The 14,773-nt window shown below is 66.1% G+C and carries 7 protein-coding genes; 6 read left to right on the forward strand and 1 reads right to left on the reverse strand.

Features of this window, described 5'->3' with window-relative positions:
- The 3 genes from LGR54_RS05495 to LGR54_RS05505 are packed head-to-tail and all read left to right on the forward strand — an operon-like array spanning position 1 to position 5,845.
- Complete coding sequence (locus LGR54_RS05495; protein WP_230360970.1) at positions 1-1,215, forward strand: hypothetical protein; 1,215 nt, start codon at positions 1-3, stop codon at positions 1,213-1,215.
- Positions 1,212-4,154: a baseplate J/gp47 family protein gene (locus LGR54_RS05500; RefSeq protein WP_230360971.1), complete on the forward strand. Its 2,943-nt coding sequence runs from the start codon at positions 1,212-1,214 to the stop codon at positions 4,152-4,154. The genes LGR54_RS05495 and LGR54_RS05500 overlap by 4 nt, the downstream gene beginning before the upstream one ends.
- Complete coding sequence (locus tag LGR54_RS05505) at positions 4,151-5,845, forward strand: hypothetical protein (protein ID WP_230360972.1); 1,695 nt, start codon at positions 4,151-4,153, stop codon at positions 5,843-5,845. The genes LGR54_RS05500 and LGR54_RS05505 overlap by 4 nt, the downstream gene beginning before the upstream one ends.
- Positions 5,846-5,965: 120 nt before the next feature.
- Here LGR54_RS05505 and LGR54_RS05510 read toward each other — a convergent pair whose 3' ends face one another.
- Positions 5,966-6,289: a hypothetical protein gene (locus tag LGR54_RS05510; protein WP_230360973.1), complete on the reverse strand. Its 324-nt coding sequence runs from the start codon at positions 6,287-6,289 to the stop codon at positions 5,966-5,968.
- Positions 6,290-6,319: 30 nt separating this feature from the next.
- Here LGR54_RS05510 and LGR54_RS05515 point away from each other — a divergent pair, with 30 nt between their 5' ends.
- From LGR54_RS05515 to LGR54_RS05525, 3 genes are read left to right on the forward strand one after another with little or no spacing between them, the layout of a single operon-like run.
- Positions 6,320-9,199: a hypothetical protein gene (locus LGR54_RS05515; RefSeq protein ID WP_230360974.1), complete on the forward strand. Its 2,880-nt coding sequence runs from the start codon at positions 6,320-6,322 to the stop codon at positions 9,197-9,199.
- 9 nt (positions 9,200-9,208) lie between these two features.
- The gene (locus LGR54_RS05520) at positions 9,209-10,807 is read left to right on the forward strand and encodes a DUF4157 domain-containing protein (protein WP_230360975.1); all 1,599 of its coding nucleotides are present in this window, start codon (positions 9,209-9,211) and stop codon (positions 10,805-10,807) included.
- 15 nt (positions 10,808-10,822) lie between these two features.
- Positions 10,823-14,755, forward strand: a complete 3,933-nt coding sequence (locus LGR54_RS05525) for a DUF4157 domain-containing protein (RefSeq protein ID WP_230360976.1) — start codon at positions 10,823-10,825, stop codon at positions 14,753-14,755.
- The last annotated feature ends 18 nt before the right edge of the window (positions 14,756-14,773 follow it).

Raw genomic sequence — 14,773 nt, forward strand, 5'->3', positions numbered from 1 at the left:
ATGGCTGAGCTGGCTTCACCCGCCCTGACCTTCGGCCTCGGCTGCCCGGACTGCGGCGAACGCCGCGCGGTCCTGCCGCTGCCCATCCCGTCGATTTCCGACGATTTCGACTGGCGCATGCGCGACTACGACAGCTTCCGCCTGTTCATGATGCAGGAGCTGTCTTCCCGCTTTCCCGAGCGCCGGCGCTGGACGTCGGCCGATGTGGAAGTGGTGATCGTCGAATTGCTGGCGGCCGCGCTGGACCGCGCGTCAAATGCGCTGGATGCCGTCCATGCCGAGCGTTATCTTGAGACGGCGCGCCGACCTCAGTCGATCCGGCGGCTGCTCAAGTTGATCGGATATGACGCGGTCGAGCGCGTCGACCCGGCGGTCCTCGCCAGCCTGCCGCCGCCGGCGACCGGGATCACCGAAACGCCTGCTCAACAGCTCGAACGCTATTGGCGCCTCGACCCCCAGGCGATGGAGGCGGCCCGCACCGACGGTCCCCGGTTGACCGGGGAAGTGCGCCGCATGGTGACGCTCGGCGACCATGAGGCCATCCTGACCCGGCATCCCATGGTGGCGCGCGCCCGCGCGCGGCTGGTCTGGAGCGGTGCCTGGAGCACGGTGCTCGTCGCGACGCTGCTTGAGGACAATCGCGGTCTCGACGAGCCCCTGCATTCTGGACCGCTGCCTGCCGACGGCAAGCCGAGCGGCCTGGACGAGGGACTGTGGCGGGAGATCGTCGATTTTCACCGGGTCGAGCGGCTGCCGTTGCCGCCGGTCAACGAGAGCCTGACGGCGCGCGCCCTGCTGCGCGGCATGGTCGAGCTGAACCGCATGATCGGTACCGAGGTTTTCCTGGAGGTGGCGAAGGCGGCGCCAGTGTCCATCGCGCTGTCGGTGCGCGCGAAGAGGGGATATTTCCGCTCCGAGTTGAAGCAGGCCCTTTATCAGGTCTTTACCGACGCAGAGGACGGGTTCTTCGAGCCGGGCCGGCTCGGCTTCGGTGAAGATCTCTTCGCCTCGGACATCATCGATGCGGCCATGCGCGTCGAAGGCGTTGCCGTCGCGTGCCTCAACCGCTTCAAGCGCGTGGGATCCTATCCCGACCAGGCCGGCACCGGTGTCGTCGCCATCGCCGACGACGAGTTCGCCTTCTGCGCCAACCATCCCTCACGACCGCAGGACGGCACGTTCCGCATCTCCGTCAACGCGGGAGATGGCCTATGACACGGCTCCCTCCCATCGGTCGCCGGGATTATCGTTTCGATCTGACGCGGTGGAACCGCGCCGGGCTGACCCGCTTCCAATACGTCGATGGCAATGCCGCCGTGTGGCTCGAAGAACTGCGGCTCGGCATGCTCGCGTTCTATCTGCGCGGCGTCGACCCGGAGGAACGCGAGCCCGAAAAGTGGCGCGAATTGTTCATGAAGCCGTTCTCGGAATCGGAGCTGCCGGGGCCGATGCGCCGCTATGTCGAGGCGGTGGCCTGGGCGGACCTGCTGCCGGCGGTACCCGCGAAACCGGAGAACGCCGGCCATCGCAGCAGGCGGCTTATCGACCAATATGCGCGTGCGCCCGGCGAATATGGCTGGGAGATCATGCGCGCCTTCGCCCGCGCCTCCCATGTGTTGCTCGGCCACGTCGACGCCTATGCCAACGAGGGTTATCTGCGCACCGCGACGCAGTGGGACAATCTGCGCAAGCTGGCGGCGATGGTGAACTACCAGCCCGCGCCGCCGGCATCCGCCACCGCGACCGTGGCGATCGAGGTCGCGCCGGGCATCGGTGCCATCGAGGTGGCACGGGGACTGGCGATGAAATACACCCCGCAGGAGGGTGGCGCGCCGCTGATCTTCGAGACGCTGAAGCCGGTCGAGGCGCACCCGGCGCTCAACCGGGCGCGCGCGGCGCAGTGGAACATCAATCCGCGCAACCTTGTTGCACCGGCCAGCCAGCCTTGGATCGTGCCGCCCAAGACAAAGCTCGCACAGGGCGACGTAGCGGTGCTGGGCGAGCGGGGGGCATCCGGTTCTGCGCGTTTGCTGACGGCCATAGAGCATGATGCGGCCAGCGGCACGGCGGTGATCGCCTTCGAGCCGCCGACGGGGCTCGACACGCCGCTGGCGCAGAGTTTCCTTCATGTCGAGCCGGACGCCGTGCGCCTCGGTCTGCCGGCGACGGTGGAAGGACATCTCGTCGTCAAGGTGTCGGGTGCGACCCAATTCGAGCTCCACGCGGTCGTCGAGGTGAGCGTCGACGATGGTCGGTCGGAATCGATGCTGGCGACGGTGGTGGGGGTCTCGGGCGACGAGCTCGTCCTGGTGGCGCCGAGGTCGGCCGGCGGTGCGGTCAAAGTGGAAGCGCTATCCGCCGTGGCAGCGAATGCCGACGGCCGCTTCGAGACCCCGCTCAGCGTCGACCGGCTGCATTTCGCCGGCAGCGTCCTGGGCAGCGCGGTGGTCAGCCAGTCCAGTTACACGACCCGCAGGGCAGGGGAGAGCGAACTGGGCGTCGCCCGTACGTTCAGCCGGCCCGGCGGAGCCGCCGGGCTTGCCTTTGCCCGGATGGCGGGCAACCCGGTTCACAATGGCCATGTCGTCTCCGATCCGAACTTCAATGCCATCGGCTCGGGTGGAAGCGTGAGGTTCGCCGGCAAGCCGTCCAAGGGCCTGAGGGAAGGCGACTGGTTCGTGGCGCGGCCGATGGGCAGCGACGGGCTGACCGCGCTGAGGGTCGTGGGGGTCCGCAGCGAGGCCGATGTCCACCACATCCTTTTCTCCCCGGCACCGCCATCGGCGCCGGAGCGCACCGAATTTTTCGGGCCGATGAGCCGGCAGTTGCGCGCGCTCGGCTTCGACCGCAATCCCGAGGACGCCATCGTCGGCGGTATCTGCGAACTCGAGGGCTTGCCTGCCGAGGCGCGGAGCCTGGTGAAGCCGGGCCGGACGCTGCTCATCGTCGACGAGCGGCCGGAGCCGAAGCGAGCCGCATCGGCCGTCGTGATCGAGATGGAGGCCCTCGCCAGCGGCAATCTGCGCCTGACGCTCGCCAGCGAAACGGACTTCGCCGGCTGGCAGAAGGGGTGGACGGTGTTCCATCTCAATACAGCGACGATCTCCCATGGCGAGACCAAGGACCCGAAGACGCTCGGTTCTGGCGACGCCGAGAAAGGCCGACAGGACTTCCTGTTCAAGGCGACGACACTCAGCTTCATCCCGTCCAATATCGCGTTCGCCGGCGTCGCTCCCGACATGGATGTCGTGGTCGACGGCGTGCGTTGGGAATATCGCGACCTCAGCGATCCTTTGGCGGAGGAGACGGATTCCTGGTCGGTCAGGCTGAACGACGACGATACGCTGCAGATCCAGTTCCGCCGCCGCCTGCCCACCGGCAGCAACAATGTCGCCGTGCCGCGCCATCGCCTCGGCAGCGGCCTTGCCGGCACCGGCGTGCCACCATGGTCGTTTACCGCGCCGATGAAGAACAACCGCTTCGTCACCGCGATCGTGCAGCCTTTCGCCACCGCTGGCGGCGCCGACCGCGAGCCGGTTTCCGCCATGCGCGAGAATGCCCCCGCCAATCTGGCCGCCAATGGACGCGCGGTCTCGCTCCGCGATTTCGAGCGGCTCTGCGCGCGCCATGCGAGCGTGTGGCAGGCGAAGGCGCGGCAGATCGTCGGTCCCCAGGCCGGCGTGGCGGTCGACGTGGTGATCGTTCCGGCCGGCGGCGGCGCGGTGACCGAGCGGCTCGCCGACGATCTGACGGCATTCGTGCTGGCCCGCTCGGCGCCTGCGTCGACGATGAGCGTCACCGGCTACTCCGCCGTGCCGGTCCGCATTGCCGTCACGGTTCAGGTCGACATCGATCGTTACGAGACGTCCGATGTTATCGACCGCGTGGCCACCGCCCTGCTCGACGCCTTTTCGCTTCGGCGTCGCCGGCTCGGCCAGCCGCTCTACATCGCCGAGATCCTTGCCGCTTGTGAGCGCACCGATGGCGTATCGAATGCCGTCGTCGACACATTCGCGCGCAAGACCGGCGGACCCGAGCCGCTGAGGGAGGCAACGGTCGGCACGATGCTGGCGGCGATTTTTGCCCGCGAGGGACAGGTCGTCCATCTGCTGGCGGGAGCTGACCTCGTCGTACGGGCGGAGGCGTTGGCATGACCGATATCAACGATCTGAAAACCCGCGCCGGTCTGCTGCTCTTTCGCCAGCTGCCCGAGGAATACCGCTTCCTCGACGGTCCCGGCCCCGATGCCCCACCCGGCGAGCCCGGCGACCTCGAAGCCTATCTCCACGGCTTCGGCCACCTGCTCGACCTGATCCGCGGCACGACCGAGCAGTCCTATGCCGATGCCTTCGGCGATCCCATCGATTTCCCCCACCAGGACATCGAAACCAATCTCGAGATCCAGACCTGGCTGCTACCCTATCTTGCCGACCTCGTGGGGGCCGAGCTGCTCGCGCCTGATCCTGCCCAGCGCAACGACGAACTGTCGAACACGGTCGGCTGGTACAAGACGAAGGGCACGCTCGGCAACGCCGATTCCATCGCCGACACGATTAGCGGCACCGAGACCGTGACCATCGAAGGTTGGCGGCGGGTGCTGCTGACGCCGCGCATGAAATTGCCGCCCTTCACCGCGCCGAAGGCTGCACGTGGCGACGGCGATCCGCTTGGGGCTTCGGCGATGCCGCTCGGCACGCCCGACCTGCGCAAGGCCAACCGGGCGATCGTCGATCCTTCCGGTGCCAATCCGCTTTACCGCCTCGCTTTCCCGACACGCGACGCCGATGGTCTGCCGGGAGCCGCCGACGTGCTCTACTGGAAACCGCGCGCCTATGAAGGTGCGCCGTGCTTCCCCAATGCCTATGACGATACCAGCGTCCGCACGCCGGACCTGCGCAACCCGGCCGATCCCGCGGTCGGCCCGCATCCGCGCCGCTTGCTGCTGCATGTGCGCCCGCCCTACGGATTTTTCGAGCCGGGCCTGCGTCGGGTAACGCTTCCGGCGACGCCGAATCCGCTCGGCTTCGATCTTTCCGGGACCGGCCAGTTCCAGGAGTTCGGCCCCGAGGAGGTACTGAAGGCGCTTGGCGATCCGGTCGGATCCGATGGCGACCTGCTGACGCCGGCGCCCGACAAGATCGTCATCGACGGCGATCTGGCCATTCCCGGAGAGGTAATGGCCTCCTTCCGCGATCTGTTGTTCCTCGGCCGTGTCGAGGTGGTCAGCAATCCGGCGCAGCCGACACGTCTGAAGCTGTCGCGTAGCGCGGTGGGGCGCCTTGTCATCGGCCTGCCGGGCGACACGCCGTCGGTCGAAGCCGACGACTGCCTGTTCGACGAAATTCTCAGCCCGTCCGGCTTTGCTCGGCTGGTTCATTGCACGGTGATGGGCGAGACCCATCTCGAACGGGTGTGGGCCTCGGACTGCGTGTTCGCCGGCGATCTCATCGACGTGATCTGCGGTGGCCCCAAGACCTGTGTCCGCTATTCGCGCATTGCCGATGTCGGCGCGTTGCCCGGCTGCGATCTGGGGCGCAATCCGCATATCGTCACCGACGACCCCAATTTCGTGCGTCTCTGGTTCGACGACCCCGCACTCGCCGGCTGCAATCTGCGCTCCGCCCGCTACGGCGAGCCGGGTGCCGGCGTGCTCGATCTCACCACATTGCCGCGCATTGCGGCCGGTGCCGAGAACGGCGGAGAGATGGGCGCCTACAACCATCGCTTCTACAGCGCCGGCATGGCCGCGGTGGCACGCAAACTGGTCGATTTCCTGCCGCTCGGACAGGACGTCTCAATCCGATTCGATCCGCATCTCGCGCGCCGGCCGGCGGCTGTGGCGTGACAGGAGAACGCTGAGATGAAAGCGCAGATATCTCGCGAAAGTCACCGGCCGTCGCGGCGTTACTCCGGCGTCTATCATAACCAGGGCGCCATGGTCACCGACGCCGATCTCGACGAGCGCTCAGAGATCGACCGCATGCGGACCGACAATCTCGGCAACGACGCCGTGCACGACGGTGTCCCGGGAGAGGGCGGGGCCGTTGCGATCGCGCCCGACGGGACGGTCACGCTCGGGCCGGGTGTCATTTATGCGGACGGCGTGCGCGGCCAGCTCGCGGCGCCCGACGGCGCGGCGCTGAACGGACCGCTTGCCATACTGGCGCAGCAGGCCGACTTGCCGCTCCCACCGGCGCTGCCGTCCGGCGACCAGATCGTCTATGCCGACGTCTGGGAGCGCCCGGTCTTCCCGCTCGAGGATCCCTATCTCGCCGATGCCGGCCTGCACGGCGCGGTCACCGGCTTCCGCACCCGCACCATGACGCAACTGAAGACGGCGCCGCTGGCCGCTCGACCCGATATCGAGGCGGGCACCGGGGCCTTCCCGCTGATCGGCACCGCGAAGCTGGCGGTGACGCCGCTCAATGCGGAGATCCTCGCCGACGAGTGCGACCCGTGCGCCGAGGTGGTGAGTGCCGAGCAGAATGTCGCCAACGCGTTGTGGCGGCTGGAGATTGTCGGCGTGACCGGCACGCCCGGCAATCCCCAACGGATCGCGCTGGCTTGGTCGGAGGAGAACGCCTGCGAGATCGCATCGGCCGACATCTCGCCCGAGGCGTTCGAACGGGCCAGCAAGGTCTACGAGTACTTCTCGCCGATCACCGAAGCCTATGCCGGCGTGTTCGCGAACGCCGCCGATTCACGGCGTTCCACCTTCGTCGACGACCTCTCGGCGACACCGAACCCGGCGACCGACCACGGCGGCAATGCCTGGCCCTTCGTGCGGCGCTGGGATGGCTTCGCCGAATTCGAAACCGCCAACCCCGGTGCGCCGACGACGCTTGGCGGCGGGTTCGACATTTCGATGACCGGCGGCAGGATCACGCTGCGGGTGACGGCCTTCGAGGCCGTGCTCGACATTACAGCGGCAGCCGTGGTGCGCGGCGACTACTGGCTGGTCGAACTGCGTACCTTCGCACCCGAGGGCGAACGCCTGCGGCTGGTCAAGGAGACGCCGATCGGCATCCAGCATCACTACTGTACGCTGGTCACCGTCAATGGTGCAGCGATCAAGCCGCTCGCCGACGCCGAGCGCCGCAAGCTGTCCTTTCCCGTGCTTTCCGACCTGCCGGCCAGCCATGTCGGTTACGACAACCATTGCGACAAGCTTTTCGGCGATGCCGAGAACGTTCAGCAGGCGCTCGATAATCTCTGCTCGATCTCTGCCGAGGACATCGGTTTCACGTCCAACTGCCCGGTGCTTTTCGGCGATTCCGACAATGTCCAGGAAGCGCTCGACGCGCTCTGCAACGTCGACTTCTCGGTGCAGGAACCGTTCCGGCACATGTTCGACTGGGGCGTCGTCTGCGGGATCGTGCCCTCGCTGGTGAAGAAGGGGACCGGGCTGATCACGATCACGCCGGGTGCCTATCTCGACCGGGCCGGGCGCTTCCGGAAATTCGAGGGCGTAACCGGATTTGACCTGTCATCGCTGAAGATCGGCGAAGGCATCGCGTTCGAGGACGAGCGCGAACTGAGCAAGGCCCTGGCCGGTGGCGAGGTCTGCCTCGCACTTGCCGGCGCTGACGGCGGCACGACCACGATCCACATCGTGCCGAAAGCGATCGCCTTCGGCCCTGAGGATCCCGGCTTCGCCGAACGCGTGCGGCGCTGCGTCGAGAAGAGGAAGATCATCAAGTTCGACGATCTGGTCGCCCCGCTCTCCGAGCGGCAGAAGATCATCGCCTCCAAGGTGCTGCTGGCGTCGACCGGCGGTGGGGCCTTCAGCGGCACGGCGCGGCTGAGCCGGGCCGAATTCGCCGACAGCCTCACGTTCCGCGCGCAGGTGGTGAAGACGTTCGCCAGCGTCGCCGAACCCGACGACGTGGCGACGCTGAACACGCGCATCGCCAAGGCGGAACAGGACTTTCCGACCGCCAACCTTGCCGGCCCCGCCCTTGAAGTGCGGCAGATGCAGCAGTCGATCGCGGTGTTCGCGGCCTATCAGGAAACCGACCAGCAGCGCCTGCAGCGCTGCATCTGCGAAGCGCTGTTCCCGACCTGTCCGCCCGGCGTGGGGGCGCCGCCCTATTTCGTGCCGATCGCCTGCATCAAGGGCGGCCGCGACCAGCCGCAATTCTACCTCGAAGAAGTGTGTGCCTATTGTTGCCGCAAGCAGGCGATGACCTGGCGCTCGCTGAACTATTTCATCGGCGAGATGCGCGCGAACCTGGCCAAGGCGCTGGATCGCATCTGCTGCGGCGACAAGCGGGGAGGCGTCGGTAGTTTTGTGCGCGATCCCCGCCGTTTCGCGACCTTCAACGTCAAAACGTTCGCCGAGGACTTCAGGCTGGTAAACGCCTTCCTCGACCAGCCGGAGAAATTGCCGAGCGACTTCATCACCAGGGTCGATGTCGCGACCCTCGGCGCCGAGCAGGCGCGCACGGTACTGCGCGGCACTGGGATCGAGGTCGCGGAGACGGTCGACATCAATGATGCCAAGGCTTTGGATGTTGTCCAGTCTAAGATGGCCGGCCTCGACGCCACCGACATCCTCTACAGCGCCGGCGAGGTTCGGCCCGGCGACAAGGTCGCGTTGCTGGTCCAGGAGGGCGTCGCACGCGGCTATGTGCTGCTGGAGCGCGGCGCGGGCAAGCTGCCCTTCGAACGCCCGGCGCTTACCCTGACGGGGGCGGTCACCGAGGCCGACCGCGCGCTTGCCGACCAGCTCACGCGAGATGTCGCCGCCGCGCGCGCCGAGATCAACACCCTGTCCAAGACGCGCGAGGCGCTTGTTTCCGGCCTCGGCGACTTGCGTGAGCAAATCGTCACGCTGGAGCGGGAACGCGATCTCGCCGCAGGTAGCTTGACCGGCGTGCTCGGGCAGCTCGATGAACTCGCGCAGAAGCGTGAGAGCATCGCGACGCAAATCGATGCGATGCACAACGATCTGGCGTCCGCCGATGAAAGCCGCCAGGCGATGCTGGCCTCGCTGCGAGGCGCCCAGCCGGTCAATGTGGTGCTCGGCAACGAGGCCGACGTGATCGCCAAGCTCGCTGGCGAGGGTATCACCACCGTCTCGGATTTCGAGAAGCTCACCCCCGCGCAGATGAAGAGGATGGAGCGAGCCGGCATCCTGACGGAGGCCCGGCTCACGGAGCTGAAGGTCAAGGCATCCGACTTCCTGAAGCGCAGATAAGGAGGCGCAATGGCCCGGCACATGCGTATCCGAAGGAAGGTGCGGCGCGGCCACCCGCCGTTGCGGCGCGCTCCGCAGGGCTCGGCCCTCGCCTTGCGCGCCGGTGTGCGGCAAGGCGGGGAGGGGGGCGGCGGCTTGATGATCGGCGGCATCCAGGACCCGGCCGAGAAGGCCGCCGACAGGATGGCTGACCGCGTCATGCGTATGAACGCGGCGGTGGTCCATCGCAAATGCGCCGAGTGCGAGGCTGAGGAGAAGGAGTCGAAGCGCCCGGTGCGCGCGCCGGAGGAGGACGACAGAACGGTGGAGAGGAAATCGGCTCCCGGCGTCGCGCCGGTGGCGGCCGGCGCAGCGCCAGCGGCGGCTTCGACCGGAGCGACGCGGGCGATCGGCGCGCTCGACGGCGGCCGTCCCATGGCATCGGCCGAGCGTGCCTTTTTCGAACCGCGCATGGGCATGGACCTGTCGGCGGTGCGTCTGCATGAGGGGCGGGCGGCCGACCGTGCCAGCCACGCGATCGATGCGCGCGCCTTCACGCTGGGCAAGGATATCGCCTTTGCCCACGGAGAATATCAGCCGGGTACCGAGGGCGGGCGCCGGCTGCTGGCGCATGAGCTGGCGCACGCGGTGGGCGAAGGCGAGGGCCGCGTCGGGCTGCGGCGCAAGCCGAAGGCCCCCGATCCGCTGTGCACCAGCTACAAGGCCGCGTCCGATCTGAAGATCGCCGAAGGCTGTGTCGACAAGCTGGCCGCCAAGGACGACACGGAGCTGCGCCTCGCTCTCGTCCGTGCCTTGAAGATCATCCATCGCTGCGCCAGCGAGGACGAGAAAAAGCAGATCCGCTCCTACATGAATTCCAAGCTCGGCGAGAAAAGCGCCAGGCAGATCTGGGAGGAGTCACAGACGGTCTTCGGGGGCTACCGGGGTTCCTATCCGGGGTATTATTCCGGCGGCAAGACGCGGCTGCAAAATCTGGGCGTCAAGGAGGCCATCGGCTTCAAGCCCTTCGACTATCCCGAGGAAGCGATCGACGACACGATCTTCCAGCCGCGCGCCGAAAAATCCGCCAAGGCGATGGCCAAGACCATCGAGGCGACCGACATTCTCTATTTTTACGGGCATCAATACGCGCAGTACGGCAACCCGGGGGCTTTCGCCAACGGCGCGCAGGATCAGTTCGTCGATCTTCGCGAGCTCGAAGGCGAGGGCAAGTTCGACCGCGTCAAGTTGATCATTTCTACCTCGTGCGCAACCATCTGCAAGGAAGCGCTGGACGTCTTCACCAAGCTGTTTCCGAAGGCCGTGATCCTCGGCTACCGCAAGTCGGCACCGATCAAGGGCGACAAGGTGCGCGACAGTTTCGACAGCGCGATCAAGAGCTTGAAGAAGCCTCTCCTGCTCGACAAGCCGGTGGATGTCTCGGCGATCATCAGTGTCTGGAAATCCGTCGTCGAGCAGCAGCATCCCAACGAATCCGAACGTCTGCCGGGCTATTACCAAAATGGAACGGTAAATTACCTGAAGGACAGCAAGTGGGGGACGATCTCGGGATCTGATGCGGCAAACAGCTGCAAGAAGAAGGGAACCCAGATCCAGCAGGCGCGGTAGAGCGGGCACATCCCGATGGCGGACAAGGCGATCAAGACGGTGGCCGGACGGCAGCGCGGTGGCCGCGCGCGCGCGCCACCCAGTGTGCGCCGCTTCCCCTCGTCCGTGTCCCAGGGAGGGGCCGTGGCCGGGGGGAGCGCTGCCGTCCGCCTTGTGCAGCCGGCCTTGAAGGTCGGCGCGTTGAACGATCCGATGGAGCGTGAGGCCGAAACCATGGCCGAGCGCGTCGTTGCGATGCCCCGACCGCAAATGGCCTGGCCGGAGGCGGCGGGCGATGCTGCCGGCTCGCCGCGCGACGCCATGCGCACCTCGGCCGACGACCAGCCCAATACCGATACGCTCGAGGCGGATCCCCCGATCCCCGACGACCATCTCGACCCCGAGGTACCCCCGGTCGAGGACGTCGACACGCCGTCGCTCGGCTCCGCCGACATGAACGAGATCGAAACCGGCCAGCCGACGGACACGGCGGGCGATCCCCCCTTGCCGGAGCCGCCGAGCTCGCCGGGGGGCCGTGCGACCGGCGACGACACGGCCATGCCCGCCCGCGGCGAAGGTGCCGTTGTCGGCGCGGAGGGTGGACCCGCCCCGCCGGACGTCGCGCGCCGCGTTGCCGATCCCGGAGCAGGACGGCCACTGCCGCGCGCCGTGCGCGAGTTCATGGAACCGCGTTTCGACCGCGACTTTTCGGGAGTGCGGATCCACGATGCGCCCGATGACCACCGCATCGCGCACCGCATCGGTGCACGCGCCTTCACCCACCGCGACCATGTGTGGATCGGTCCCGGCGAAAGCGTGTCCGACCGGAAGCTGATGGCGCACGAACTGACCCATGTCGTGCAGCAGACCGGGGCCGAGCCGGCCAAGGCGGCCGCGCGCGTGGTCGCGGCGGCCGAACCGGCGTTGCGCCGGGGGTACATCCGCAACAAGGCGGAGAAATACGCGCGCAATATCCCCGGCTACAGGCTCATCTGCCTGATCATCGGCAAGAGCCCGATCACCGGCGACACCGTCGAGCGCAACGCGGTCAACGTGCTCGGCGCGATGATGTCGCTGATCCCCGGCGGCAATCTTCTGTTCGAACGGCTGGAGGAAACGCGCGTCATCGAGGAGGCGTTCGAATGGGTCTGGACACGGCTTCTCCAGCTCAACATCACCTGGACGCGTATCAAGGGGCTGGTCAGCGATCTGATCGACTACCTGCCGGACTGGCCGTCCGACGTGATCGACTACGCGATCAAACTGTTCAAGCCGCTGGTCGACGACATCCTCACCTTCATCAAGGACGTGGTCAAAAAGATCCTTGAGTTCATCGTTCGCGGAGCTCTCAAGCTTGCCGGCCCGTGGGGCGAGAAGGTCTGGGAGATCATCCAGGCGGCGGGCGCGGTGCTGATGACGATCCTGGAGGATCCTCTTGGCTTCGCCAAGAACCTGTTCGCGGCGGTTGTCAGGGGATTCAAGCAGTTCGGCTCGAACATCTGGGAGCACATCAAGAGCGGCCTGCTGGCCTGGCTGTTCGGCACGCTGGAAGGCCTCGACCTCCAGATGCCGGAGCGCCTCGACTTCAAAGGCCTGATCTCCATCGGTCTCCAGATCGTCGGACTGACCTACGCCAATTTCCGCGCCATCATGGTCAAGAAGCTCGGCGCCAATGGCGAGCGCAAGATGGCCTTCATCGAGAAGTCCGTGGAGGCGGTGAGGTTGCTCGTCAAGGAAGGCTTCGCCGGCCTGTGGCAGCGCGTCTTCCAGATGATCGACAATTTCCGCGCGACGGTGATCGGCGGGATTCGCGATTTCGTCATCAAGCAGCTGATCATGGGCGGCATCAGCTGGCTGGCCGGGTTGTCGAACCCGATCGGCGCGGTGGTGAAGGTCGTGCTGTCGATCTACAACATGATCGTCACGTTTCTCGAACGCCTCGACCAGATCCTCGAGGTGGCGCGTTCGATTTTCTCCTCCATCGGCGCGATCGCCGCCGGCCGCATCCAGGAGGCGGCCGATTTCGTCGAGCGCACCATGGCGCGCACCATACCGATCGTGGTCTCGTTTCTGGCCGCGCTGGTGCCGGTCACCGGCATCGTCAATTCGATCCGTGGCATCATCGCCAAGCTGCGCGGCGCCGTGAAAGGGGCCATCGAGAAACTGGTCGGGTTCGTCGCGAAGAAGGCGAAGAAGCTGTTCTCGAAGCTGATCGCCAAACTGAATGCCAAGCGCAAGCTGCCATCGGCGAACTTCAAGATCGGCGACACGCCGCACCGCATGTTCGCCGAGAAGGCCGGGGCGAAAGTCGACATCTTCGTCCAGTCCAACAAGATGACGTCGGACGAGGCGCTCGCGGGGATGCAGCAGCAGGTTGTCGACTTCAAGACCAAGGCGTCACCCGAAACGCTGAAAGAGGTGATTGCGTTCATAAACACCTTCAAGAAGGAGGAGACAGACGCCGAGAAGAAAGCCGACAAGGTGAATCCGAGCAGCCAGAAAGAGCCGGCGCTCAAGACCGTCGAGGACCTGAAGAAGGAACTTGCACAAGGCAGCGAGCGATTGACGCAACTCGGGCTGTCTCTGGCGGATAACGGCGATGTCCTGACGACGGATCCCTCGCTGCTGATCCGCTATCAGCGCTCGTCATATGCCCTGGAAGGCGCAGCCGGCATCTACAGCGAGCTCGAAGACCAGATGAAGGGCCAGAAACACGATGGCATGGAGGCGTCCACGCTCTATGAGCGCGACCACATACCGGGCCAGGCGCCGCTCCAGATATTGAAGCAACTCTCGGAGGGCCTGAATGCCGGTGCCGGTGGAGCGCCGACACCTGTCCGCGATGGTCCTGAGACGCCGCCGGCAAAAGAAGGAGCCGACGCTGCATCACCGGCGCCGCTCGGGGCGTTCCACAAGCGGATGAACGCCAAGGGAACCAATCTGAGGGCCATCGTCATCGACCGGAAGTTCAACCTGCGTGGCGGAGCTACCCAGAAGAACGATGCCTTTCAGGAGGCGCTGAACAAGAAAAAGCCGGACGAACAGATCGCCGCTGCGGAGACGGCGATCGCTCAGCACGTCGAGGCGCGGGCCAACCAGATCGCCGGGGAATACGAGAAGATCGAGGACAAGGACACGCGCACCCGTGTCCAGGCGGGGCTGACCAGGATCCGGGAGTTCGCCAAGACGGATTTCGGGCTCGGTAGTGCCATTAAGGCGGAACAGCCGGACATCAAGGCGCCCGCGCCCGGCAAGGGGAGGTCGGCGAGCATTCCCTTTTCCGACCCCAAGAACCCTGCCGAGCGCAATTTTGCCGATGGCGAGGGCCAGTCGGGCCCCTATCGCCCGACACGCACGAGGTACAAGAACGATCTGCTCGAATTCGATCACGTGCTCGACAGCTCGTTCGCCTTCGCCGTGCAGGATCTGAACGCCAACAAGATCTGGGCCCCCGCGCTCGCCAAGATCAAGGATGCCACCAAGGGCAACGAGGAGGCGGCTCGCCGCAAGGACGAACTGTCGCGTACGAAGTTGTTTCGCAGCAGCGCGCTCAAGGACTACAGCAAGGAAACCTCGCTCGCGGTCGGTATCTTTCTTCGCGTCAATGATCGGGTCTCGGGTGAGGCGAAAACCTACGATCAGGCAAAGGCTGGCGAGCGGATCGCCAGTGCCGTCCGTTCCGATAGCCTTGAAAGCATGGTGTCCTTCGTCGCGGACGGCAAGGTCGGGCCAAGCCAGGCCGTCGAAGCCGCCAGGGCAGATGCCAAGAGCGCCATCGACCAGCGGTTCAGGGAGCACGGGGCGGTGATCGAACGCGCCTACGAGGCCGAAAAAATCGAGGTGGCCAAGGCAAATGCCGAGCCGGCGGCGCGCAAGGCGGCTGCGGAAGCTCAGATGAACTTCATCCTTGCGCGCGTGAAGACGTCGCTGCGCAGCATGAGTGACGAGAAGGACGCCCTGTTCAAGTGAAGCCGCACGGCGGCGGTG

The organism is Ancylobacter sp. Lp-2 (genome assembly GCF_020523795.1).
Lineage (GTDB): Bacteria > Pseudomonadota > Alphaproteobacteria > Rhizobiales > Xanthobacteraceae > Ancylobacter.